We start from the raw sequence: 22,778 nt of genomic DNA on the forward strand, positions 1-22,778 counted from the left end.
AACACCGAATCCCTTTTCCGATGTTCTAAAGTACTAGGTTATAAGGATGTTTACCGAAGTTTGTCGGCCGGTCCGGCCGGGCGGAACCGCCCTAAATCTGCGGGGAAATAGGTAAAATTGCCTTTGATCGCAGTCTATCCTGCGTCCCGCGCCGACACGGGGAATGGTAATTCTTCCATTTACCTTGTTGCCAAAGTATATCGAACGATGTCGTTCATCGAAGACAATACACCGTTGATCGACGGCGTAACGAAATCTGTGCGATCGCGGGACGCCCGTCCTTCTATGGGACCGGCCGGCGCGGGCCGCGAAAGGTCCGCGCCGTGCACGCGATCACATAATATAGGACAGCAGTCGATTTCGTGCCGGATTGCCCGAACTCGTCGCGCCGTCGTTCGCAATCAGCAGCGAATCGCCAAGAATATGAACGCCTTCGATCGAATCGGCTCCGGTCAGCACGTCGATGCCGATCTGATTCGGCCCGCCATAATCACCACTGCGCAGCCGCAGCACCGATCCGTTCGCGCCATTCGTGCCGAAGCTTATCAGCAGGTCGCCCACGGCATGGTCGCCCTGTGCCGATTCGACGACGAAGCCGTGGTCGCTATTCGCCGGCAATTCGATCGCGCCGGTACGTGGCCGGCCCTGCCGATCGTAAAGCACCAGTTCGTTCTGGTCGCGTACGATCCAGAAACTGTCGCGGCGCGCGTCATAGGCGATGCCATTGTCGCCCGCCAGGACCTGGAGCGGCGTGCCCGACAGTGCTCCGGCCGCCGGATCGAAACTTGCCAGATAGGTCTTGTCGCCGCTGCTGCCTGCCTGCTTCAGCAGGAACCAGATCCGTCCCGTCGTCCGGTCGCAGGTCATGCCCTGCACCGATCCCGCGAAATCGGCCGACAGGCCGAGGCGGGTCAGGTCGAACTCCTCGTCGATCGTTGACAGGTCGGGCTTCATCCGCGTGAACAGCAACGTCGTTCGCGCTGCGCGGCCATTGCCGAGATACCAGCGCCCGGCAAGATCGCGAGTTACGCCGCTTACCGCCATGCCGCTGCCCACGGCGATCGGCGCCGACCCGTCGGGCAGGGTGGCTGCCTGCGTCAGCGTCAGCGTCCGGGTGGTGACCGCGGGCAGGGGAGCGACGCCGACATCGCGCATATAGGTCGCGAGCGCGCCCGCCAGCGTCTGATGCTGCGCATCGGACAGCGTGCCGCCGGCGACGAAGGCGCAGAACTGCCCCTGTGCATAGATGTCGTTGGTCAGTCCCATGCCGACCGTCGCCGAAGCCGGAGCGGTCGATGATGCCGAATTGGTCGTGCCCGCCACCCGTCCGTTGATGATCTGGCGCAGTCGCGACGAACTGCTGCGGTCGACGGCGGTAAAGCCATAGCCGGAATCGACGGTACCGCCGCCGACCAGCGTCGATCCGTTCAGCCGGCCGGTGCTGGCGTTGCCGGTATTGCGCGGGTTGATCAGCAGCGAGCCGCCGGTGATCGTGCCGATCGGTGCGGCCGGGTTGCGCGCGTCCTTGCGCACCCACGCGCCGATCATCGCCGTGTTGCGCTGGAACTGCGTGGCCGAGACCGGCACCAATGCGGTGTCGATCCAGTCGTCCAGTCCGTCGCACCAATAGCCGCGATCGGCGACGAACACCGGCGCCCCGCCGCCGATCGCCGCGTCGCGCCGTCCGGTCCAGTTGAGCAGCGCCACCTTCGGCCCATGCGCGGCAAGCAGCAGCAGCGTATCGAGCCGGCCCCAGATATCGGCATCGATCAGCGTCCCGATCAGCCGGTCGATCTGCATCGTCCGCTCGAACGACGGCGGCGGGTCCATCCGTGCGATCAGGTCGCGGGTCGGGCCGCGCCATGATGGCGCCGCCCTGCGCCGGGGGCGTATCCCGGCGATGTTCAATGCGAACCCCAGCATCAGCCGAGCGCCACGATCGCGGTGGCGGTGGTGCCGGTCGCCCGCACGAACTGTACCCGCACCGGCAGCACGCTTCCCGCCGGCACCGCGCTTAATACCACGTCGGCGGCACTGTCGACGCACCGCAACGTCACGTCACCGCCGCCGCCGATATAGAGCGCCTTGGGCAGGCGGGGCAGGGCAATGTTGTCGCTCGGCACTACCGCGATGGCGGTGCGCGCCGGACCTACCGGCGAATCGGTGAAGGACTGGAACGGATCGGACATGCACTTTCTCCCGCTGGCGATCCGGCTGGATCGTTCATGGTTCGTTCCACAGGCGGCGGGCTGTAGGAAAGTGCTTTGTGAGCGGCAGGGTGGGCACGCGACGTCGTGACGTCAACGCGGCGCCCTACCGCAACGCCCCGGCGCCTCTTCGCTCTCCCGGCGGGAGAGCGAGGGCGCGGCGCAGCGAAGGAAGGGTGAGGGTGAGGGTGAGGGTGAGGGTGAGGGTGAGGGTGATCAACGGTCGTCGAGGGAGACGCAAGAACCGATTGGCATTCGCGACCCGAATGAGTTCAACTTTGCCAACGGACGTACCGTCACCCCGGATTCGGGCCAGGGTCCCGCTTCTCTTTCGATCACTCGAAAAGCGGGACGTTGGGTCAGGCCCGGGGAACGAAGAGATTCTCGTTCCGCTTCGGCCCGCTTGTAGGGGTTGCCGAAGTAGCTGGAACCGCCAGAGCAATTCGCCGGGGTTCTGGTCGAATTCGGCATGATGCCAACCCGAACGCCCCGTTATGTCCGAAACCGGATCGCGCGACCGTCAGGTCGCGACCGGCACCCGACCGCCGCCGGACCCGAAGGCCCGGCGGCGATCCGGCCTCAATCCTCCTTGCGTACCGCCGCCGGGTTGCGCCGCGTCGAGGGCGGTGCGGCGTCTTCGGGCGGCAGTGCGATCGCGCCCGGATCGCCCAGCATCGGCAGTCCGGTGCCGAGCGGACGGCCGGGTAGCGGCGCCGTCGGCGGCAGCAGGTTCGGCGGGCCGGCGACCGGCACTTCCGGCGGCGCCTTGGGATCGTCGGGCGCCCGCGCCAGCTTGTCGAGCACGCTGACGAAGGGCTGGAAGGGGTCGATCTGCATCGCCTTCTGCTTCTTCAGGTTGCGCTCCATGTCATAGGTCGCGGCACCCGGATTGAGCAGCGCGGTTTCCAGCCGACCGATATAGGTGAGCAGCGTCGCCTGCGAGCTGTAGCGCTGATATTCGGCATTCGCGACCAACTGCTGCGCGTTGAGCAGCCGCTGTTCCGAATCGAGCACTTCGAAGTTCGACCGGAACCCTTCCTGGAAGCCGCGCCGGACACCCTCCAGCGCGCGGGCCGCCGCCTCGACACTGCGCAGGCCGATGCTTTGCTGTTCGCCCGACGAAATCGTCTGGTTCCATGCCTGTTGCACCTGCGACGTCACGCCGCGCCGGGTCGCTTCGACGGTAAAGGCCTGTGCCTGCTGGTTCGCCAGCGCCGCCCGGACGCGCGAATCGACGACGCCGCCTGTCAGCAGCGGCACGGTCAGCGTCGCCGATGCGCTCGCGCCGCGCCGCAGATTGTCGAATCCGATCCCGTTCGGGTCGTTGATCCCGATCGACGCATCGGCGCTGAGCACCGGATTGCGCTCCGCACGCTCGGCGGCGACCCGCGCTCGCGCACCGCGTTCGTTCAGGATCGCCTGCCACAGCGCCGGGCTTTCCTGTTCCGCGCCGCGATAGGCGAGGTCGATCGAGGCCGGAATACCCGGCAGGATCGGCGGCGGGGTCAGATTGCCTGGATTGCGCCCGACCGCCGCGGCAAAGCGTGCGCGGCTGCGCTGCAGATTCGCCTCACCCTGCGCCAGCTGCGCCTGCACGAGACCGAGCTGTGCCTGCGCCTGGTTGATGTCGGTCTGGGTCAGGTCGCCGGCACGTTCACGCGCCTGTGCCTGATCGACCTGCCGCTGGTACGAATCGACCGAGCGGCGCTGGATCGCGATCAGCGTCTGGTCGCGCAACACCGATGCATAGGCATCGACGACTTCGAACAGGATGAAGCTTTCGACCTCGCGCAGCCGTTCGCGCGCCGACAGCACGTCGGCTTCCGCCGCCGAGACCTGCGCGGCGGTGCGGCCGCCGTTGAACAGGATCTGCGACGCGGTCAGCGACGCACCGGTCGCACGGTTCCGGTTGGTGATGAGGTCGTTGAAGAAGATCTGGCGCTGAACCTGTTCCTGATAGCGCACCGTGCCGACCACGCTGGAGCGCAGGCGGTAGGGTGAGCTCGCCTGGATCACGGTCTCGTCGATCGCCCGCAGCTGGGCCCGCTGTGCCTCGAGCTGGGGATTGTGGCGATAGGCATCGGCGACCGCCTCGGCCAGCGTTTCGGTCCGCGCAGTCGGGTCGGCGGGGAGCGTCGGCATTTCCAGCGATACCGGATCCGACCGCACCGGGGCGGGGGCGGGCGGCGTCGGCCGGGTAACCGGCCGCGTCGTCGGGCGCGCGACCTGCGCCATCGCCGGTGTGACGCCGGTCAGCGCGACCGACAGCAGCAGCATTGCTCGCGAACGAAATCCCGCCGGCATAAAATCCCCCTTGTCAGGACCAGCCCCCGGCTTCCCTGTCCGGGCGGGCGGTCGTGTCGATGCCGCGATCCTTATCGCAGCGCCCGACGGATGTAACCATGATAAGTGCCGGACGCGGCGCGTTTGCGCGCGTCCGGCACGGTTGGCTCAACGCTCGTGCAGCGACCGGCGGAATGCCTCGGTCAGCGGATCGAGCATATATTGCAGCGCGGTGCGCGGACGCAGCTTCACCAGCACGCTCACCGGCACGCCGGCGCGGATGCCGGTGTCGGCGCCGCGCACTTCCTTCAGCATCGCGATCTGCGATTGCGGCACGACGATCTCGGCGGTGAAGTAGCTACGGCCGGACTTTTCGTCGACCAGGCTGTCTGCCGACACGTTGCGGATATTGCCGAGCAGGATCGGCAGATCGCGTTCGTGCAGGTTCAGGAACTTCACCTCGGCCTGACGCCCTTCATAGACGCCGTCGATGTCGCTCGGGTCGAAATTGGCGCGCACGACCAGCGGCGCGGCATCGGGAACGATGTCGAGGATCGGCTGCCCGGCCTGCACCACGCCGCCTTCGGAAAAGACGCGCAGTTCGACGACGCGTCCCGATACGGGCGCGCGGATGACGGTGCGTTCCAGCTGTTCCTTGGCGGCCAGCCATTTCGGCATGACCTCGTTCAGCTGGAACTGCGTGTCGCGCAGCAGGGTCGCGGCGTCCTCGACATAGCGGCGCGACGTCGCGATCGACGATTCGCGGGCTTGGCCGACCTGTTCGCGCGCCGCGGCGGCTCGCGATGCGTAATCGGCATCGGCACCTTGCAACTGCTGGATCGAGCGTTCGATCTGGCGGACCGAGTTGCGCGAGACATAGCCTTCATCGGCCAGCCGCTTGGTGCTGGCGAGTTGTTCCTCGAGCGAGCGGCGCTGTTCGGCGGTGGCGCGCGCCTGGGCCGAAAAACCGCCGATGCTCTGCGACGCTTCGGCCTGTTGCTGGCGGATCACGGCACGGTTGGCCGCCAAGGCGTTGTTGCGCGCATTCTGCTGGGCAAGCTGCAGCGTCTTGGCACGTTCGACCAGGACCCTGTCGTCCCCGGTCGCCTGCGCAAAGCTTGCCGGCCACTGGATCGGCGTACCGCGAATTTCCGATTCAAGGCGTGCGCGCTGCGCTTGCAGGTCGATCACGCTGCCCGCCAGCGCGCGCTCGGTCGCCTGCACCTCGGCCCCGCGCAGGCGGATGATGACCTGCCCCTGTTTGACGTGCTGGCCCTCGCGGACGTCGAGATGCTCGATATAGCCGCCATCGCGATGCTGTACCGTCTGGCGGTTGCCCGACACCACGACCCGGCCATCGCCCGCCGCCGCCGCATCGAGCCGGGCGAACGATGCCCAGCCCAGCAGCACGACGAAGAACAGCACGGCGATGATGATGCCGGTACGCAGCGCCTTGTTGGGCGAATCGTCGATTTCCAGCCGTTCGCGGATCGCCTGCGACACCGGAATGATATTCTGCCCCGACTGGGGGGCATTGACCAATTCGCCGCTCACGCTTCACCTCCATTGGCGCGGTTGCCGCTCGCCGCGGCATCCGTCCCGTCATTACCCGGCAGCGGCGGGGCGGGCGGCGGGTTCGCCGGTCCCTGGCCGCCTTGCGGCGGCGTGCCGCCCGGCGCACCCGCGCCCTGCTGTTCCATCTGCGGTGCCGCCGGGCGGATCACCTTGCTGCGATCGTCATAGATCTGGATCACGCCGTCGCGCAGCAGCATCACCTTGTCCACCGCCTGCAACAGGCCGGTGCGGTGCGTCGACACGACCACCGTCGCGCCGCGTTCGCGCAGATGGGCGAGCGTTTCCATCAACCGCCCCTCGGCACTGATATCGAGATGCGCATTGGGTTCGTCGAGGAACAGGATGCGCGGCGACCCGAACAGCGCGCGCGCCAGCGCCACGACCTGCCGCTGCCCGGCCGACAGGCCGCCGCCCTCGCGCATCGCCAGCTGCGTGTCGTACCCGCGTTCGAACCGCAGGATCAGGTCGTGGGCACCGGCCAGCTGCGCGGCGGTCACCACCTGCGCGTCCAGCTCCTGGCCGCTCAGCCCCTCGAACTGGCGGAAGCGCGAGATGTTCGAATGGACCGTCGCCGGGAACAGCGTCGGCGTCTGCGGCATATAGCCCAGATGGCGCCCCAGCTCCTCGCGGTTCCAGTCGTTCAGGCTTGCGCCGTCAACGCGGATCTCGCCCTCGTCGGGGTCGATCGCCCCGGCCAGCGCGCGTAGCAGCGTCGACTTGCCGGCGCCCGACGGCCCGACCAACGCGACGATCGTGCCCGGTTCGATGGTGAAGCTCAGCTTGTTGAGCAGCACCCGGTCCGACCCCGGCACGCGGACGGTCAGCCCGTCGACCTCGATCCGGCCGAGCGGATCGGGCAGCGACGTGCGCTGCACCGTCACGTCGGGCAGGCGGCAAAATTCGTTCAGCCCCTTATAGGCATTCTGCGCGCTGATGACGTTCTTCAGCGCATTCAGGATCTGTTCGACCGGCTGCAGCGCGCGGCCGAGGATCAGCGACGCGGCAAAGATCGCGCCGCCCGAAATCTGCTGGTTGATCGCCAGATAGGCGCCCAGCGCCAGCGCCATCGACTGCAGGAACAGGCGAAAAAATTTCGTGATCGCAAGGAAGATGCCCGACGTGCCGGCAATATCGCCCTGCGCGCGGACCAGATCGGCGCGTTCGACCAGATGGCGGGTGACCAGCGCGCTGCGCATGCCCAGCGCACGGGCGACTTCGGACGCCTGGATCGAATAATCCTGCGACCGATACGCCATGTTGGTCCGCTGCCCGACCTCGTTCAGCCGGCCCTTGGTCGTCTTGTCGCTGAGCACCGCCAGCGTGATGAGCAGCGCCGAGCTGAGCAGCGCCAGCAATCCGATCAGCGGGTGGAGCAGATAGGAGATGATGATGTAGATCGGCGCCCATGGCGCGTCGAACATCGCGATGATCGCCGGCCCGGTCAGCGTGCCGCGCAGCGTGTCGAAATCGCGCATCGCCTGTGCCCGTTGCGCCGGCGTCGCGCCGTTGGCGCCCAGGATACGGTGCAGGATGTTGCCCGCCGCCATCTTTTCCAGCCGCATGCTCGCTTGAAGCAGCAGCTTCATGCGCACCGTGTCGAGTGCTGCGAAGACGATCAGCGATATCGCGAGGATCAGCGACAGCACCAGCAGCGTCGCCGTGCCGCGCGTCGGCACGACCCGGTCGTACACCTGCAACATGAAGATCGAGGGCACGAGGTACAGGATGTTGATCAGGCCGGAGAAAATGCCGGTGGCGATGAAATGCCGCCGACATTTGCGCAGGGCTGCCTGCAACGGGTTCGATTCGTAGGACATGGGAAGAAGCCGAATCCCTTTAAAACGGGCCAGTTATGTGCGCGCGTTATGAACCATGATAGGCAAGCGTAGCGTTAAGACTGCGCGCCTTCTCGAGAAATTTATCATAGCCGCGCTCGATCTGCCACGCATCGCTGATGCGCGTCTGTCCCGCGGCCTTCATACCAAGTAATGCCAGCGCCGCACCCGCGCGCAGATCGGCGGCGCGGACATCGGCCCCGACCAGCGTCTGCGTGCCGATGATATGCGCGGTACCGTCGCGTACGAAGCTCTCGACGCCCATCCGCCCGAAATCGGGAAGATAGGCATAGCGGCCGGCGAACCGCAGGTCGACGATCCGCGATTCGCCGCGCGCACAGGCGCCGAGCGCGGCGAACAGCGGCTGCATGTCCGAATTGATCCCCGGATAGGGGCCGGTGCTGATCTCGACCGGATAGGGCCGGCCCGACCGGACGATCGCGACATTGCCGTCGCGAAAGATCCTCGCGCCACTTTCGCGCAGGAAGATCAGCGGGACTTCGAGATCCTCGAACGGAAAGTCGCGGATCTCGACGTCGCCGCCGGTGATGACCGACCCGACCAGCCACGTCATCGCTTCCATATTGTCGGGCATCACCCGCCATCCGGTGCCGGCAAGGTCGGGCGCGCCGGTGATCTCGATGCTTTCCTGCCCGAATACGGTGATCGTCGCCCCCATCGCGCGCAGGAACGCGCACAGGTCGAGGATTTCGGGCCGGATATGCGGGTTCCACAACCGCGTCGTACCCTTTGCCAGCGATGCGATCAGCAGCGCATTTTCGGTCGCGCCGGTCGATCGCAGCGGCAGCACGATCTCCGCCCCGGTCAGCCCGTCCGGCGCCTCGGCAAAGAGCCGGCCATCCTTGCCCCACACCCGCGCGCCCAGCCGGGTCAGCACCAGTTCGTGCAGGTCATAGCCACGCCCGCCCAGATCGCATCCGCCGGGCAGGGGAACGCTGCCCGCCCCGGTCCGCGCGACGAGCGCGCCGAGGATCAGCAGCGTGTTGCGGATCGACCGCCCGTCCCACACCAGTTCGCTCGGCGGCGGCGCGGCTTCCTCGATGGTCAGCGCGCCATGCGCGACGGTGCAGCGCTTGCCCAGCGCCTCCAGCATTCCGACATGGACCTGCGCGTCGAGCAGCCCTTGCGGATAATTGTCGAGCACGATCCGCTCGGGCGTCAGCAGCGACGCCGCCATCAGCCGCAGCACGCTGTTCTTGGCGCCGCTCACCGTGACGATGCCTTCGAGCCGCGACGGCTCGACGGTCAGGATGCGGTCGGTCGGCTGGGCAGCGTCGAAAAGCTGGTCGGTCATGCGGTTGCTCCCGGCAGCGCCCGGTCGCCGAGCAGTTCGGCCACTTCATGCGCGGGACGCATGACGCCGTCGGGGGCGAGGTGGCGGACTTCGGCGTCCATGGCAATGCCCGACAGGTCGGCGACCGATTGCCGGGCCAGCCGGATCAGGTGCAACACGTCCTTGGCACGCGCGCCGCCATTGTTGACGATGAAATTGGCGTGGTCGGGCGAAATCTGCGCGCCGCCCGCCGATACGCCTTTCAATCCGGCGCGTTCGATGGCGAGGCCGGGCGGGCCGATCTGCGCATAGAGCGCGGGATCGCTGACGAACACCGACCCGCAATTGGCGCGCACCCGCGGGAATTTGGCCCGGCGCGCGGCAAGGATCGACAACGCCTCGCGCCGCATCGCGCGGGCGTCGCCCGGCGCGAAGGACAATTGTGCCGCCACGACGATCAGGTCGCCGCGCTGCAATCGCGACGCGCGATAGCGATAGTCGAGCTGTTCCTGCGTCAGCCGGTGCATCCGCCCCTGATGGTCGATCGCATCGACATGCACGACATTCTCGCCAATGCCCTTGCGCTGGCTGCCGCCGTTCATGGTGACGAGGCCGCCCAGCGTGCCCGGAATGCCGATCGCATGGACCGCGCCGGCCATGCCCCAATCGATCACCTGTCGCACGAACGCCGGCACCCACATGCCGGCGCCCGCCTCGACCGTCGCTTCGTCGAGCCGGCGGATGCCGCCCAGTCCGCGACCGATGCGCAGCACGACCCCGCGAAACCCGGCATCGTCGAATAACAGGTTCGATCCGTCGCCGATCACGATATGCCGCGCCGCATATCGGGCGATCACCGCCAGCGCGGCCGCCAGCGTGTCGACCGATTGCGGCGTAACGACGATATCGGCCGGCCCACCAATGCCCCAGCGGCCGAGCGACGCCAGTGGCACGTCGGTCGCGACCGCACCAGTGGGAAGCGCGTGCCGCAATGCGGCAAGGACGTCGGCATCGGGCGCATGGCCCCGCGGGGCGAGATCGGCAGCAAAAGTCATCCGTCCCTGTTCCCCGTTGGCCCGACGATCCCGGCACCTACCGCGTTCGCCCTGTGCCGGCCCAGATCCCCTGGCGTTCCGGCGCCGGGCAAGGTCGTTGACCGGCAGTGCATTAGATCGTCCGGTCCGACGGGTCCAGCCCCGGCGCTCCGATCGCCCAAGTCCATGGAAAGGCGATAGCAAGACGACCATGCCAATTTATTAACGGCCCCCGGCATAGCTCGCTGTCCTGGTGACCATGCGACTTGCATGGCGGGGGATGGCCGATATGCTAGGTGCTCCATTGTGTCTTCATGCGTATGCCGATGTTGCACCGCGGCACGATATCAACATGTTGCGGTAAAGGAAACGGACGATGCGCAACCTTGGACCGGGGCCGTCGACCCTGATCGTTCCAGCGGCTCGCCTCGGGACGGAGCGCTGCTGATGTCGGTACCGATTCTGGTGACCGGCGCTGCCGGTTTTATCGGCCATGCCGTCGCCCACCGTCTGCTCGCGCGCGGTGAACGGGTGCTCGGCATCGATATCGTCAACGACTATTACGACGTGACGCTGAAGGAAGCGCGCCTCGCGACGTTCGACGGGGTCGACGACTTCACCTTCCACCGGATCGACGTCGCCGATGCCGATGCGGTCGCCGCGCTGGTCCGCGACCATGGCGTGCGCCGCGTCGTCCATCTGGCGGCGCAGGCGGGGGTCCGGCACAGCATCGACAATCCCTTCGCTTATGAACGCTCGAACGTCGGCGGACATCTCGCCATATTGGAGGCGTGCCGTCACGCCCCGGGCTTCGAACATCTGGTCTATGCTTCGTCCAGTTCGGTCTATGGCGACAAGCCGATGGGCGGGGAGGGGTTTCGCGAGGATGAGCCGGCCAACCGCCCGGTCTCGCTCTACGCCGCGACCAAGCGCGCCTGCGAGTTGATGAGCCAGTCCTACGCGCATCTGTATCGCATGCCGCAGACCGGGCTGCGCTTCTTCACCGTCTATGGCCCATGGGGCCGGCCCGACATGGCTTATTTCAGCTTCACGAACAAAATCGTCGCGGGGGCACCGATCGAGGTGTTCGGCGAAGGACGCATGGCCCGCGATTTCACCTATATCGACGATATCGTCGACGGCATTGTCGGCGCGCTCGACCATCCGCCCGAACCAGGTGGCCACCGCGTCCTCAACATCGGCGGCAGCCAGCCGGTCGGGCTAATGGACATGATCGAAACGCTGGAACACGCGATCGGGCGCGAGGCGGTGAAGATCATGAAGCCGATGCAACCCGGCGACGTCACCTCGACCTATGCCGATGTGTCGCAACTCCACGCGCTGACCGGCTATGAACCGAAAGTGCGGCTGGCCGAGGGGCTCGGCCGGTTCGCCCAGTGGTACAAGGGCTATTACAAGGTCAACTGACTGGGCTTCGTCACTCCCGCGCAGGCGAGACCTCTGCAAAAGTCGCTCGATCGCCTCAAAACTGCCGTACCCCGGCGAAGGCCGGGGGCCAGTTGGGAAGGCTTTTCCGCGCCTTACCGACGTGCCCCCAACTGGGCCCCGGCCTTCGCCGGGGTACGAGAAGGACTTTCGCAGAGGTCTCGCGCAGGTGGGGGTGCAGCGCCAAGTAGAACAAGCGCTTGTGGGAGCGGCCATCGATTCCCCCTGCGCGGGGATACGGTACAATCCCTTTCCCGCCGGGAGAGGGAGGGAGCGGCGTAGCCGCGCAAGGGTGCGGGCGATCGAGGTCGGTCTGGCGTCATTCCCCCGCCAACGCAGCCCGCACGATATCGACATACACCGCCTCCAGCAGCCGCAGATCGTCGATCGCCACCGCCTCGTCGACCTTGTGCATCGTCGCGTTGAGCAGGCCGAACTCGACCGTCGGGCACAGTGCCGACAGGAAGCGGGCGTCGGACGTGCCCCCGGTCGTCGACAATTCCGGTGCCAGCCCGGTGTGCTTGCCGATCGCATCGGCGATCAGCGTCGAGAACGCGCCCGGTGCGGTCAGGAACGCCTCGCCCGATACCCGTCCGACCACCTGCGCGTCCGGCGCATGCGCCCGCACGATGCCCGTGATCCGCTCGACTAGCGCGTCGCCGCGCTGTTCGTCGTTGAACCGGATCGACAGCCGCGCCGCCGCATGGCCGGGAATGACATTGGTCGCCGGATTGCCGACGGTCAGGTCGGTGATCTCGATGTTCGACGGTTGAAACCACGCATTGCCGCCGTCGAGCACGATGCCCTCGATCTCGTGCAGCGCCGCGATCAACGGGGTGATCGGGTTGTTGGCCAGATGCGGATAGGCGACATGCCCCTGCCGTCCGGGCACGTCGATCCAGATATTGACCGACCCGCGCCGCCCGATCTTGATCATGTCGCCCAGCCGCTGCTGCGACGTCGGTTCGCCGACCAGGCACAAATCGGGGCTGATGCCGCGCGCGGCCATGCGATCGATCAGCGCGCGGGTGCCATAGACCGCCGGTCCTTCCTCGTCGCCGGTGATGATCAGGCTGATCGTGCCCGCATCGGCCGGTACCCGCGCCGCCGCCGCGACGAAGGCTGCGACCGCGCCCTTCATGTCGACTGCGCCGCGCCCGAACACCAGCCCGTCGCGGATCGTGCCGCCGAACGGATCGCCCTGCCATCCGGCGCCGGCGGGCACGACATCGACGTGGCCGGCAAAGGCGAAGTGCCGTCCGCCCGTCCCCCGCACCGCCAACAGATTCTCGACCGGCCCATCGGGTGCCTCGCCGACGATGAACCGGTCCACCGCGAAGCCGATCGCGGTCAGTTCGGTCTCCAGGACGTCGAAGACACTGCCGGTTGCCGGGGTCACGCTGTCGCAGGCGATCAGGCGGCAGGTAAGGTCGACGACATCGGCAGGCATAACGATCTCCACACGCATTTCGTCGCGGCTGTAGCGTCTGCGCGGGCAAACGCCACTGGCGCTTGGGGCATGGGATGCTACAGCCGGGGCGATGCGGGTTCTCTTCGTCATATTCGCGGTGCTGCTGCTGGTCCCCGGCTGGAGCGGGTCCGAACGCCTGCCGCTCTATGCGAAGGTGCCGACGATCACCGCCGAGCGGGTCGCGCTCTATCCCGAAAATCCGAAGCGGCGCGATCTGGGACCGTTCACCTATCTTGGCGGGGTGGTCCTGCGCGGCAACGACCCGGCATTTGGCGGCTTCTCGTCGATGCATGTCGATGGCGACCGGTTCAGCCTGTTGTCCGACGGGGGATCGCTGGTGCAGTTCACCATGGGCAGCGATTGGACTCCGCGCGACGTCGCGGTGCGCGAGATCGCCGGGCCCGGGACCGGCTGGGAAAAGCGCGACCGCGACACCGAATCGCTCGCGGTCCGCCCCGACGGGTCGGTGCTGGTCGGCTATGAACGCCATAACCAGATCTGGCGCTTCACTGCCAACCTGTCGCGTCCGCTATCGCATGCCGCCCCGCGCCTGATGGCCGAATGGTCGGCGAACAGCGGTGCGGAGGCGATGGCGCAACTGCACGACGGCAGCGTCGTGGTGCTCAGCGAAAGCAACGGCAAGAAGGGGCGGCGCGGCTATAGCGCGATCCGCTTCCTCGGCGACCCGACCGATCCGCGGACGCCGCGCTACAGCTTCCGCTACGCGCCGCCCGCCAGTTTCGTGAACACCGACGCGGTGCAATTGCCCGACGGGCGGCTGCTGGTGCTGACCCGCCGCACCCGGCTGAAGGACTTCTTCACCACCGGCATCGAACTGCTCGACATTCGCGGCGTCCGTCCCGACCAGTCGCTACGCGGCCGCACGCTCGCAAGGCTCGCCCCGCCGACGTTGCACGACAATTTTGAGGCGATGGCTCTCACCCGCGAAAACGGCCGCCTCATCCTGTGGCTGGCGACCGACGACAACCAGTCGATGCTGCAACGCTCGCTGCTGCTGAAATTCGCGGTCGGCCCGCTGCCCGAGTCATGGCGGCCGAAGGCGAAGCGGCAGTTGAAACTGAAGCGTAAGAACCGCCGCTGACTTCCATCGTCATTCCGGCGAAAGCCGGAATCCATGGACGCGGCCGGCATCGATTCTATCGAAACGTTCCGTATCCGTGGATCCCGGCCCGCACCGGGATGACGAACGTTGTGTCATACACCCGTCCGCGCCGCGAAGGCGCGACTCCATTACCGCAACGCAGGCGGTCGGAGTGAACCGGGACAACCCGCGACAAAACCCCCGGCGCCGCTGGGGCGCCGGGGGCATATCTCGCGTCACCCGAACCGCTTACGCGGCGGCGGCAGCGACCTTCTTGGCGACGTCGCGCTTCAGGCGACGGGCGCGCAACGACAGGTCGTCGTCACGGGTCTTGAGCAGCCAGTTGTCGAGGCCGCCGACATGCTCGACCGAGCGCAGGCCGTGCGTCGACACGCGCAGGCGGATCGAGCGCTCCAGCGCTTCCGACATCAGCGTCACATTCTGCAGGTTCGGCAGGAAGGTGCGCTTGGTCTTGTTGTTGGCGTGGGAAACATTGTGACCCACCTGCCGGCCCTTGCCGGTCAGCTCGCAGATGCGCGACATGATCGTTGATCCTGATTCTGTGTCGGGACACATGCCCCGGAAAGACGGCGCGGATAGCGTCGAACGGCGCGGACGTCAACCGTCCGCCGCGCGTGCAACCCTCGCCGCCGCCACCGCGTTGTTACGCCATCGATTCGGATAGTGGCAAGTCGCAAGGGAGTGGCGGAATGCGCGCAATATTGGTTCTGCTGGGCGTCGCGGCGTTGATCGTCGCCGCCCTGATGGCCTTTGGTTTCATCAGCGTCGACCAGACGCGCCCGGCATCGATGCCGCAGGTGCGGGTCGAGGGCGGGCAGGCGCCGAAGTTCGACGTCGATGTCGGCCGGGTCGATGTCGGCACCGTCAACCGCACGGTCGAGGTGCCCGCGATCACGGTCGAGCGCCCCGCCAACGCACAATAACCCGCTGGCCGCCGCCGGTCCCGGATGGCAAGGGATGCGCGATGTTCGACGCATCCCCCATGCAGGCGGCGCTCGCCGCCGCCCGCGCCGCGGCAGATGCTGGCGAAGTGCCGGTCGGCGCGGTCGTGCTGCGACAGGGCAGGGTGATCGCGACCGCCGCCAACGCGCCGCGCACGCTCAACGACCCGACCGCCCATGCCGAGATGCTCGCGATCCGCGCCGCTGCACAGGCGTTGGGGCGCGACCGGTTGGAAGACTGCGACCTCTGGGTCACGCTCGAACCCTGTGCGATGTGCGCCGGGGCGATCGCCCATGCCCGCCTCGCCCGGCTCTATTATGGCGCCGACGACCCCAAGGGCGGGGCGGTGGCCCACGGCCCGCGATTCTTCGCCCAGCCGACCTGCCATCACAGGCCCGACATCTATTCGGGGATCGGCGAGGTCGAGGCCGCGGCGCTGCTCCGCGATTTCTTCGGGCAGCGCCGCAGCTGAAGATTAGCGCAGATCGTTCTGCGCGATCGGCACGATCTTGATCTCGACCCGGCGATTTTCCGACCGCCCTTCCTCGGTCTCGTTCGACGCGATCGGCTGCGTCTCGCCGAATCCGCGCGTGCCGATCCGCGCCGACTGCACACCCTGGCTGGTCAGATAGCTGGCGACGGCCCCCGCGCGGCGTTCCGACAGCGTCTGGTTGTACGCGTCCGACCCGGTCGAATCGGTATGGCCGTACACGTCGATATAGGTCTGGTTATATTCCTTCAGCACGTCCGCCACCTGGTCCAGCGTCGGGCGGAACTGCGGCTGCACATTGGCGCTGTCGGTCGCGAAGGTGATGCCCGACGGCATGTTCAGCACCAGATCGTCGCCGCGCCGCGTTACTTCGACATCGGTGCCGGCGGTGCGGGCGCGCAGGTCGCGCTCCTGCTTGTCCATGTAAGCGCCGATGCCGGCCCCAGCCAAACCGCCGATGCCCGCACCGAGGATCTTTTCGGTCCGGTCGCGCCGTCCACCGACCAGATCGCCGAGCAGATAGCCGCCGACCGCGCCGCCGATGCCACCGATCGCCGCGCGCGAGATGCTCCGCTGCCCGGTTTCGGGGTCGGTGACGCAGGCCGAAGTCAGCATCGCTGCCGAGAGCGCGCCGGCCACCCACATTTTCGAACGAGCCGCCATTATGTCCTCCATGGTATTCGATTTCGTCGTCGCCCGGAAAAACCGGGCAGGCGGGTCGTTGTTCCGCAACCGTTTTGAACGGACGCTGACCGAAGCGTTCATCAAATCGTGTCGCGGGCACGACTCGCCGGTTGTGCCGGACGCGGCATTGCGGCATGGGTGGGCCAGTTCGATGGAACCTCTCTCTCCCTTCCCCTGGTTCGACGTCGTCATCATCCTCGCGCTGGTGGCGTTGAACGGCGTGTTCGCCATGTCCGAGCTCGCCATCGTGTCCGCGCGCAAGGCCCGGCTGGAGGGACTGGCGCGCGCCGGCGGGCGCGGTGCCGCCACCGCGATGCGGCTGGCCGACGATCCCGGCAAGTTCCTGTCGACCGTCCAGATCGGCATCACCCTGATCGGCATCCTGTCGGGCGCCTATTCGGGGGCCAGCCTCGGCGGGCCGGTCGGCGAACGGCTGGTCTTGCTGGGCCTGCCCCCCTCGCTGGCCGAGAATGTCGGCTTCGGCGTGGTGATCGGCGTGACCACCTTCGCCAGCCTCGTCATCGGCGAACTGGTGCCCAAGCAGTTCGCGCTGCGCAGCCCGGAGCCGATCGCGGTGCTGGTCGCGCTGCCGATGCTGTGGCTGTCGCGAATCACCGCGCCGTTCGTCTGGCTGCTCGACACGACGTCGTCGCTGATCTTCAAGCTGCTGCGCATGAACCGCGAGTCCGAAAACCGGGTGACGGCGGAGGAACTGCATCTGCTGGTCGCCGAAGCCAGCAAGTCGGGGGTGATCGAGGAGCATGAACGCTCGATCATCTCGGGCGTCGTCCGCCTCGCCGACCGGCCGGTGCGTGAGGTCATGACGCCACGCACCGAGGTCGAATGGCTCGACGTCACCCTCGACGAAGCCGGCATCCGCGCGGCGATGGCGGCGACGCCGCACACCCGCCTGCCGATTGCCGAAGGATCGGTCGACGCCGTGATCGGCGTGGTACAGGCGCGCGATATCGTCGCGGCGCTGTGTCGGGGCGAACCCCTGAACTTACGCACGCTGCTGCACGAGGCGCCGGTGCTCCCCGATCAGGTCGACGCCATGGATGCGTTGCAGGCGATCCGCCGCGCCGCCGTGCCGATGGGCCTCGTCCATGACGAATATGGCCATTTCGAAGGGATCGTGACCCCCGCCGATCTGCTGCGCGCGATCGCCGGCGATTTCGCATCGGACGCGGAGGAGGGCGATCACCCGCACATCGTCCGCCGCGACGACGGATCGCTGCTGGTCTCGGGCCAGACCCCGGCCGACCAGCTTGCCGAACGCATCGGCATCGACCTGCCCGAGGACCGCGACTATGCGACCGTCGCCGGCCTCGCGCTAGCCATCCTCAAGCACCTCCCGACCGAGGGCGAGCATTTCAACGAGCAGGGCTGGCGCTTCGAGATCGTCGACATGGACGGGCGCAAGATCGACAAGCTGTTGGTGGAACAGGTCGAGTAGACCATTGGACGATGCTGCGACGCGATGCGAATGTTGCGTTGCAATATAGTCGGATGGTAGTTTCCGACCATGCAGATTTCATCGGAATATGCGGCGCTGATACAGTGGATCCGCGACAACACCGATGCGTCGGACCCGGTGTTGCACATTCACGCCGGCATGGCGGTCCTGATATTCGCGCGACTCATTACCCGTTATCCGCTGTCGCATCCGGTCCCGTTGCTGATCGTGATCGTCGTGGCGACAGCGAACGAGGTGCTGAACCGGCTGAATTTCGGGTCGTGGCGGTGGGACGATACTACGGCCGACTTCATCTATTCGGTGTTCTGGCCGGCGATGCTGTTCGTCGTGCTGGCAGCGAAACGGCGGCTGGAGCGGCGAGCGTCTCGGCGAAAGCCGGCCTTCGCACGATCGGGCTGACGGATCGTCACGATCTATCACCCTCACCCTCCTTACCTGGCGGAGCCGAGGAAGGGTGAGGACGAACCGCTAAGCCCCTACTACAATTTCCCGAACACCGCCTCGAACCCGGCAATATCCCCGGCGGCCAGATAGCGCGCCTGTTCGACCCAGCGATCCTTCGCCATGCGCGGCGCGAAGGCCCCAAGCCGCGCCGCCACCGCGTCCGCCTCGCCCGGTTGCAGCCGTGCCAGCGTCGCGATATCGGGGATCCCCTGTTCGACCAGCATTGCCGCGACCTTGGGACCCAGTCCCTTCAACCGCGTCAGGTCGGTACCCGCCGGCGTGGGCGGCACCACCGGCGCGGCGGTCTCGACGAAGGGCGCCCGGGCCGGTTCGGCGGCAACCACCGGCGGTTCCGGCGGGACGACCGATTGTTCCAGCGGCGTGGTGACGGGTTCCGGCATGCCCTGCGCGACGGGTTCCTGCAGGACCGGCGCAACCGGTTCGACCTGCGTCGGCGCAGGCGGCGCCACCGGTTCGCTCGGCGCATCGCCGGTCCGCTCCAGATGCCCTGCTTCTTCCAGTTCGCGTGTCGCCGCCCGCCGTTCGCGGGACAGCTTCATGCCATACAGGATGCCGATGATCGCCAGCACCGCCAGAATGGCGATGATGACGAAATGCACCGTGGTCAGCGTTCCCAGAAAGCCCGGCGATTGCAACGGGGTCGTACCGCTATCCTGCATGGTTCAATCCTGCTTGTTCTCATTCTCACGCGCGACTTCGCGCCAGCCGATGTCGCGGCGGCAGAAGCCCGGAAAGTCGAGCGCATCGACACCGCGATACGCCGCCGCCTGTGCGGTGGTGACGGTCGCCCCGCGCGCGGTGACGGCCAGCACCCGGCCTCCGGCAATGACAACGCCCGCATCGCCCATCCGGGTTCCGGCATGGAACACGGTCGTGCCCGCCGCTTCCGCCGCATCAATGCCGCCGATCGGACGGCCGGTCTCGGGCGTACCGGGATATCCGGGCGCGGCCATAACCACCGTCAGCGCGCTATCGCCCGAGAAAACCGGCGCTTCCGCCTCGGCCAGCCGACCCTCGGCGACCGCCAGCAACAGCGGCAACAGGTCGCTGTCGAGCCGGGCCATCAGCACCTGACATTCGGGATCGCCGAAGCGCGCATTATATTCGATCAGCTTGGGGCCACGCTCGGTCAGCATCAGCCCTGCATAGAGCACCCCGGAATAGGGCGTGCCCCGCGCCGCCATCGCCGCGACGGTCGGGCGGACGATGGTATCGATCGCCAGTCGCTCCAGCTCGGGCGTCAGCACCGGCGCGGGCGAATAGGCACCCATGCCGCCGGTATTCGGGCCGGTGTCGCCGTCGCCGACGCGCTTGTGATCCTGTGCCGATCCGAACGGCATCAGCGACACGCCATCGGTCAGCACGAACAGGCTGGCTTCCTCACCGCTAAGAAATTCCTCGATCACCACCTCGCCGCCGGGCTTTTCGAAGATTGCGGCCAGCGCCTCTTCTGCCTCGGTCCGGTCCATCGCGATCGTCACGCCCTTGCCCGCTGCCAGCCCGTCGGCCTTGATGACCACCGGCAGCGAGAAGGGGGAGAGGGCCGAAATCGCCGTGTCGAGATCGGTGACGCGAACATAGCCAGCGGTCGGGATATCCGCCTCGCGGCACAGATCCTTGGTGTATCCCTTCGACCCTTCGAGCTGCGCGGCGGCAGCCGACGGACCGAAGGTCGCGATGCCACCTGCGCGCAAATCGTCGGCGAGGCCCGCAACCAGCGGCGCTTCCGGTCCGACCACCACCAGCTTGACGGACTGTTCGACGCAGAACCGCACCACTGCGGCGTGATCGGCGACGTCGAGCGGGACTAGCGTGGCGACTTGCGCGATGCCGGGGTTGCCCGGTGCGGCATAAAGCGTACCTAGGAGCGGCGAACGCGCCAGCTTCCACGCCAGCGCATGTTCGCGCCCACCCGATCCGATCAACAGGACATTCATGGACGATCGCTTCCCCGGTTTTCAGTCGAGCCGGCTCGTAGCCGAGCAACAGCCCGGCGACAACGCCGCGCCCGAAAGCGTGTCCGAACTGGCCGGTCGCCTCAAACGCATGGTCGAGGGCGAATTCGGCCGCGTCCGCCTGCGCGGTGAGATTTCGGGCTATAAGCGCGCGTCATCGGGCCATGTCTATCTGTGCCTGAAGGACGATTCGGCGCTGATCGACGGGGTGATGTGGCGCGGATCGGCGGGCAGCCTGCCGTTCACCCCGCAGGACGGGGTCGAGGTGATCGCCAGCGGCAAGCTGACCACCTATCCCGGCCGCTCGCGCTACCAGATCGTGATCGACCGGATGGAACTGGCCGGCGAGGGCGCGCTGATGGCGCTGCTCGAAAAGCTGAAAGGAAAGCTGGCGGGGGAGGGGTTGTTCGACCCGGCGAAGAAGCGCCGCCTGCCATTCCTGCCGCGCACCATCGGCATCGTCACTTCGCCGACCGGCGCGGTGATCCGCGACATATTGCACCGGCTGGAGGATCGCTGCCCGACCCATGTCATCGTCTGGCCGGTCAAGGTGCAGGGCGAAGGATCGGCGGCGGAGATCGCGCGGGCGGTCCAAGGGTTCGGGGCGCTTCCGGTAAGGCCGTACCCCGGCGGAGGCCGGGGCCCAGTTACGGACCAGTCGGAAGGAGCCTCGGACGTCACCCAACTGGACCCTGGCCTCCGCCAGGGTACGGCGGGCGACGGGGAAAACACCATTTACCGACCCGACCTGCTGATCGTCGCGCGCGGCGGCGGGTCGATCGAGGATTTGTGGTCGTTCAACGAGGAGATCGTCGTCCGCGCCGTCGCCGGCTCGCCGATCCCGGTCATCTCGGCGGTCGGTCACGAGACCGATACGACGCTGTGCGACCATGCCGCCGACCTGCGCGCGCCGACCCCGACCGCCGCGGCCGAGATCGCGGTGCCGGTCCGCGCCGAACTCGCGCACAACATCGCTACCCTGTCGCTGCGCACCCAGCGCATCGTCCGCCGCTATCACCAGCGCGGCACCGAGCAGCTGGCGGCGCTGGTCCGCGTGATGCCCCGCCGCGACGCGTTGCTCGGGCCGCAGCGCCAGCGGCTCGACGATGTCGCCGCCCGCCTGTCGCTCGCGCTCGAACGCCGCGTCGCGACCGCGCGCCGCAATCTCGACCGCCACGGCCATGCGCTCCGCCCGGCGATGCTCACCCAGCGGCTGGCGCAGGCGCGGGCGCAGTTCGAGGGGACGGCGCGGATGCTGGCGCAGGTCGATCCCGACAATCTGCTGCAAAAAGGCTATGTCCGCGTCACCGCGCGCTCCAGCGGCAAGACGGTGACCTCCGCCGCCGAAGCCCGATCGGCAGGCGCGCTGCAGCTCCATTTCGGCGACGGCGTGCTCGAGGCGAAGGTTGAGCGCACCCCCGGCCGCGCCTATGTCGAACCGACGCAACCCACCTTGCTCTAGAACCGGAACCCCATGCTGAAATCCGAAAGCCGCCCCGCGAAGCTGCAATATCTGACCAATAATTTCCGGGTGCTGGTCGATGGCGACTTCGTGACCTGTGCGGTCACCGGCGCGCGCATTCCGCTCGACGAACTGCGCTACTGGAGCGCGGATCGGCAGGAAGCCTATGTCGACGCCGACGCCTCGACCAAGGCACTGGCGCCGCAGTGATCGTGCTCGCCGCCGCGCTGCTGCTGGCGGCTCAGCCCGCGATCACGCTCGACGGTACGCCGGGGCAGGGCGCGGCAATGACCGGACGGGTCCCGCCCGGCGCGACGTTGACCCTCAATGGGCAGCCCGTAGCCGTCGCCCCCGACGGCGCGTTCCTGATCGCGTTCGATCGCGACGCCGGCCCCGCCGCCACGCTGCTGGCGACGCTGCCAGATGGCCGCCCGCTGGTCCGCACCCTCGCTATCGCCCCGCGCGCATGGCGGATCGAACGGCTGCCGACCCTGCCGCGCGTGTCGCAACCCTCCGCCGAGTTCCAGCGCCGCCGCGCCCCCGAACTGGCGCAGATCGCCGCCGCCCGAGACGAGGCGACCGACGCGCAGGGCTGGCGGCAGCGCTTCGTCTGGCCGGTTACCGGCCGCATCTCCGGCCTGTTCGGATCGCAGCGCATCTATGCCGGCGAACCCGGCGCCTATCATTCGGGCGTCGACGTCGCCCGCCCGACCGGCACGCCCGTCGTCGCGCCCGCCGACGGGGTCGTCATCCTCGCTGCGCCCACGCCCTTCACCCTCGAAGGCAATCTGCTGATGATCGACCACGGCATGGGGTTGAACAGCGCCTTCCTGCATCTGTCGCGCATCGACGTGAAGCCCGGCGACCGCGTCGCCCAGGGCCAGGTCGTCGGCGCGATCGGCGCGACCGGTCGCGCCACCGGCCCGCATCTCCACTGGAGCATGAAGTGGCACGACGCGCGCATCGACCCGCTGCTGCTCGCCGGCGCGATGCCGCATTAAAGGAACCGCCGACCATCTCCGATCATTCCGCCTC

Annotated in this window: 21 protein-coding genes; 9 read left to right on the plus strand and 12 right to left on the minus strand. The window is 67.4% G+C overall.

Annotation, left to right across the window (positions count from 1 at the left end; translation table 11 throughout):
* Positions 1 to 333: 333 nt before the first annotated feature.
* From AAIO73_RS15090 to murB, 7 genes are all read right to left on the minus strand, one after another.
* Positions 334 to 1,923 (minus strand): hypothetical protein, encoded by a 1,590-nt coding sequence (locus tag AAIO73_RS15090; RefSeq protein WP_345879019.1) that lies wholly within the window; start codon positions 1,921 to 1,923, stop codon positions 334 to 336.
* Entirely contained in the window at positions 1,923 to 2,189 is a 267-nt protein-coding gene (locus tag AAIO73_RS15095; protein ID WP_345879020.1) for a spike base protein, RCAP_Rcc01079 family, read from the minus strand. Before AAIO73_RS15095 ends, AAIO73_RS15090 begins: the two co-directional genes overlap by 1 nt.
* Positions 2,190 to 2,786: 597 nt before the next feature.
* Positions 2,787 to 4,511, minus strand: coding sequence for a TolC family outer membrane protein (locus AAIO73_RS15100; protein ID WP_345879021.1), 1,725 nt, complete (start codon positions 4,509 to 4,511; stop codon positions 2,787 to 2,789).
* Positions 4,512 to 4,658: 147 nt separating this feature from the next.
* Positions 4,659 to 6,044: an HlyD family type I secretion periplasmic adaptor subunit gene (locus tag AAIO73_RS15105; protein WP_345879022.1), complete on the minus strand. Its 1,386-nt coding sequence runs from the start codon at positions 6,042 to 6,044 to the stop codon at positions 4,659 to 4,661.
* Complete coding sequence (locus AAIO73_RS15110) at positions 6,041 to 7,882, minus strand: type I secretion system permease/ATPase (protein ID WP_345879023.1); 1,842 nt, start codon at positions 7,880 to 7,882, stop codon at positions 6,041 to 6,043. Before AAIO73_RS15110 ends, AAIO73_RS15105 begins: the two co-directional genes overlap by 4 nt.
* Positions 7,883 to 7,928: 46 nt before the next feature.
* Positions 7,929 to 9,215 (minus strand): UDP-N-acetylglucosamine 1-carboxyvinyltransferase, encoded by a 1,287-nt coding sequence (locus tag AAIO73_RS15115; RefSeq protein ID WP_345879024.1) that lies wholly within the window; start codon positions 9,213 to 9,215, stop codon positions 7,929 to 7,931.
* Positions 9,212 to 10,249 carry a UDP-N-acetylmuramate dehydrogenase gene (murB, locus tag AAIO73_RS15120; protein ID WP_345879025.1) on the minus strand — a complete coding sequence of 346 codons (1,038 nt, stop codon included), beginning with the start codon at positions 10,247 to 10,249 and terminating at the stop codon, positions 9,212 to 9,214. Before murB ends, AAIO73_RS15115 begins: the two co-directional genes overlap by 4 nt.
* 426 nt (positions 10,250 to 10,675) lie before the next feature.
* Between murB and AAIO73_RS15125 the strand changes: the two genes are divergently transcribed.
* Positions 10,676 to 11,656 carry an SDR family NAD(P)-dependent oxidoreductase gene (locus AAIO73_RS15125; RefSeq protein ID WP_345879026.1) on the plus strand — a complete coding sequence of 327 codons (981 nt, stop codon included), beginning with the start codon at positions 10,676 to 10,678 and terminating at the stop codon, positions 11,654 to 11,656.
* Positions 11,657 to 11,993: 337 nt separating this feature from the next.
* On the opposite strand, the gene dapE is transcribed toward AAIO73_RS15125, so the two are convergent.
* Positions 11,994 to 13,124: a succinyl-diaminopimelate desuccinylase gene (gene dapE, locus AAIO73_RS15130; RefSeq protein WP_345879027.1), complete on the minus strand. Its 1,131-nt coding sequence runs from the start codon at positions 13,122 to 13,124 to the stop codon at positions 11,994 to 11,996.
* A gap of 91 nt (positions 13,125 to 13,215) precedes the next feature.
* Between dapE and AAIO73_RS15135 the strand changes: the two genes are divergently transcribed.
* Positions 13,216 to 14,247: an esterase-like activity of phytase family protein gene (locus AAIO73_RS15135; protein ID WP_345879028.1), complete on the plus strand. Its 1,032-nt coding sequence runs from the start codon at positions 13,216 to 13,218 to the stop codon at positions 14,245 to 14,247.
* 249 nt (positions 14,248 to 14,496) lie between these two features.
* Here AAIO73_RS15135 and rpmB read toward each other — a convergent pair whose 3' ends face one another.
* Positions 14,497 to 14,790: a 50S ribosomal protein L28 gene (gene rpmB / locus AAIO73_RS15140; RefSeq protein ID WP_345879029.1), complete on the minus strand. Its 294-nt coding sequence runs from the start codon at positions 14,788 to 14,790 to the stop codon at positions 14,497 to 14,499.
* A gap of 167 nt (positions 14,791 to 14,957) precedes the next feature.
* Between rpmB and AAIO73_RS15145 the strand changes: the two genes are divergently transcribed.
* Together AAIO73_RS15145 and AAIO73_RS15150 are read left to right on the plus strand one after the other, a co-directional pair.
* Positions 14,958 to 15,191 (plus strand): hypothetical protein, encoded by a 234-nt coding sequence (locus tag AAIO73_RS15145; protein ID WP_345879030.1) that lies wholly within the window; start codon positions 14,958 to 14,960, stop codon positions 15,189 to 15,191.
* Between the two features lie 41 nt (positions 15,192 to 15,232).
* Positions 15,233 to 15,682, plus strand: a complete 450-nt coding sequence (locus tag AAIO73_RS15150; protein ID WP_345879031.1) for a nucleoside deaminase — start codon at positions 15,233 to 15,235, stop codon at positions 15,680 to 15,682.
* 3 nt (positions 15,683 to 15,685) lie between these two features.
* Here the strand turns inward: AAIO73_RS15150 and AAIO73_RS15155 are convergent, their stop codons facing one another.
* Positions 15,686 to 16,363: a YiaD family glycine zipper/OmpA-like lipoprotein gene (locus AAIO73_RS15155; RefSeq protein WP_242118125.1), complete on the minus strand. Its 678-nt coding sequence runs from the start codon at positions 16,361 to 16,363 to the stop codon at positions 15,686 to 15,688.
* Between the two features lie 172 nt (positions 16,364 to 16,535).
* Here AAIO73_RS15155 and AAIO73_RS15160 point away from each other — a divergent pair, with 172 nt between their 5' ends.
* Positions 16,536 to 17,840: a hemolysin family protein gene (locus AAIO73_RS15160; RefSeq protein ID WP_345879169.1), complete on the plus strand. Its 1,305-nt coding sequence runs from the start codon at positions 16,536 to 16,538 to the stop codon at positions 17,838 to 17,840.
* Positions 17,841 to 17,909: 69 nt separating this feature from the next.
* Positions 17,910 to 18,260 (plus strand): hypothetical protein, encoded by a 351-nt coding sequence (locus AAIO73_RS15165; protein ID WP_345879032.1) that lies wholly within the window; start codon positions 17,910 to 17,912, stop codon positions 18,258 to 18,260.
* An 80-nt stretch (positions 18,261 to 18,340) separates the two neighbouring features.
* Here AAIO73_RS15165 and AAIO73_RS15170 read toward each other — a convergent pair whose 3' ends face one another.
* Both AAIO73_RS15170 and purD read right to left on the minus strand, forming a co-directional pair.
* On the minus strand, positions 18,341 to 18,985 hold the full coding sequence (locus AAIO73_RS15170; protein ID WP_345879033.1) for a helix-hairpin-helix domain-containing protein: 645 nt from the start codon (positions 18,983 to 18,985) through the stop codon (positions 18,341 to 18,343).
* Between the two features lie 3 nt (positions 18,986 to 18,988).
* Positions 18,989 to 20,263 (minus strand): phosphoribosylamine--glycine ligase, encoded by a 1,275-nt coding sequence (gene purD / locus AAIO73_RS15175; protein WP_345879034.1) that lies wholly within the window; start codon positions 20,261 to 20,263, stop codon positions 18,989 to 18,991.
* Between purD and xseA the strand changes: the two genes are divergently transcribed.
* The 3 genes from xseA to AAIO73_RS15190 are packed head-to-tail and all read left to right on the plus strand — an operon-like array spanning position 20,262 to position 22,744.
* Complete coding sequence (gene xseA / locus AAIO73_RS15180) at positions 20,262 to 21,743, plus strand: exodeoxyribonuclease VII large subunit (protein WP_345879035.1); 1,482 nt, start codon at positions 20,262 to 20,264, stop codon at positions 21,741 to 21,743. The genes purD and xseA overlap by 2 nt on opposite strands.
* 12 nt (positions 21,744 to 21,755) lie before the next feature.
* Complete coding sequence (locus AAIO73_RS15185; protein WP_345879036.1) at positions 21,756 to 21,953, plus strand: DUF2093 domain-containing protein; 198 nt, start codon at positions 21,756 to 21,758, stop codon at positions 21,951 to 21,953.
* Positions 21,950 to 22,744: a M23 family metallopeptidase gene (locus AAIO73_RS15190; RefSeq protein ID WP_345879037.1), complete on the plus strand. Its 795-nt coding sequence runs from the start codon at positions 21,950 to 21,952 to the stop codon at positions 22,742 to 22,744. The genes AAIO73_RS15185 and AAIO73_RS15190 overlap by 4 nt, the downstream gene beginning before the upstream one ends.
* Positions 22,745 to 22,778: the final 34 nt, after the last annotated feature.

The organism is Sphingomonas epibiotica, from assembly GCF_039615155.1.
Classification (GTDB): Bacteria; Pseudomonadota; Alphaproteobacteria; order Sphingomonadales; family Sphingomonadaceae; genus Sphingomonas.

Coding starts and splice junctions, on each gene's coding strand:
- AAIO73_RS15090 (WP_345879019.1), bottom strand. CDS start 1,923: ATGCTGGGGTTCGCATTGAACATCGCCGGGATACGCCCCCGGCGCAGG.
- AAIO73_RS15095 (WP_345879020.1), bottom strand. CDS start 2,189: ATGTCCGATCCGTTCCAGTCCTTCACCGATTCGCCGGTAGGTCCGGCG.
- AAIO73_RS15100 (WP_345879021.1), bottom strand. CDS start 4,511: ATGCCGGCGGGATTTCGTTCGCGAGCAATGCTGCTGCTGTCGGTCGCG.
- AAIO73_RS15110 (WP_345879023.1), bottom strand. CDS start 7,882: ATGTCCTACGAATCGAACCCGTTGCAGGCAGCCCTGCGCAAATGTCGG.
- AAIO73_RS15115 (WP_345879024.1), bottom strand. CDS start 9,215: ATGACCGACCAGCTTTTCGACGCTGCCCAGCCGACCGACCGCATCCTG.
- murB (WP_345879025.1), bottom strand. CDS start 10,249: ATGACTTTTGCTGCCGATCTCGCCCCGCGGGGCCATGCGCCCGATGCC.
- AAIO73_RS15125 (WP_345879026.1), top strand. CDS start 10,676: ATGTCGGTACCGATTCTGGTGACCGGCGCTGCCGGTTTTATCGGCCAT.
- dapE (WP_345879027.1), bottom strand. CDS start 13,124: ATGCCTGCCGATGTCGTCGACCTTACCTGCCGCCTGATCGCCTGCGAC.
- AAIO73_RS15135 (WP_345879028.1), top strand. CDS start 13,216: ATGCGGGTTCTCTTCGTCATATTCGCGGTGCTGCTGCTGGTCCCCGGC.
- rpmB (WP_345879029.1), bottom strand. CDS start 14,790: ATGTCGCGCATCTGCGAGCTGACCGGCAAGGGCCGGCAGGTGGGTCAC.
- AAIO73_RS15145 (WP_345879030.1), top strand. CDS start 14,958: ATGCGCGCAATATTGGTTCTGCTGGGCGTCGCGGCGTTGATCGTCGCC.
- AAIO73_RS15150 (WP_345879031.1), top strand. CDS start 15,233: ATGTTCGACGCATCCCCCATGCAGGCGGCGCTCGCCGCCGCCCGCGCC.
- AAIO73_RS15155 (WP_242118125.1), bottom strand. CDS start 16,363: ATGGCGGCTCGTTCGAAAATGTGGGTGGCCGGCGCGCTCTCGGCAGCG.
- AAIO73_RS15160 (WP_345879169.1), top strand. CDS start 16,536: ATGGAACCTCTCTCTCCCTTCCCCTGGTTCGACGTCGTCATCATCCTC.
- AAIO73_RS15165 (WP_345879032.1), top strand. CDS start 17,910: ATGCAGATTTCATCGGAATATGCGGCGCTGATACAGTGGATCCGCGAC.
- AAIO73_RS15170 (WP_345879033.1), bottom strand. CDS start 18,985: ATGCAGGATAGCGGTACGACCCCGTTGCAATCGCCGGGCTTTCTGGGA.
- xseA (WP_345879035.1), top strand. CDS start 20,262: ATGGACGATCGCTTCCCCGGTTTTCAGTCGAGCCGGCTCGTAGCCGAG.
- purD (WP_345879034.1), bottom strand. CDS start 20,263: ATGAATGTCCTGTTGATCGGATCGGGTGGGCGCGAACATGCGCTGGCG.
- AAIO73_RS15185 (WP_345879036.1), top strand. CDS start 21,756: ATGCTGAAATCCGAAAGCCGCCCCGCGAAGCTGCAATATCTGACCAAT.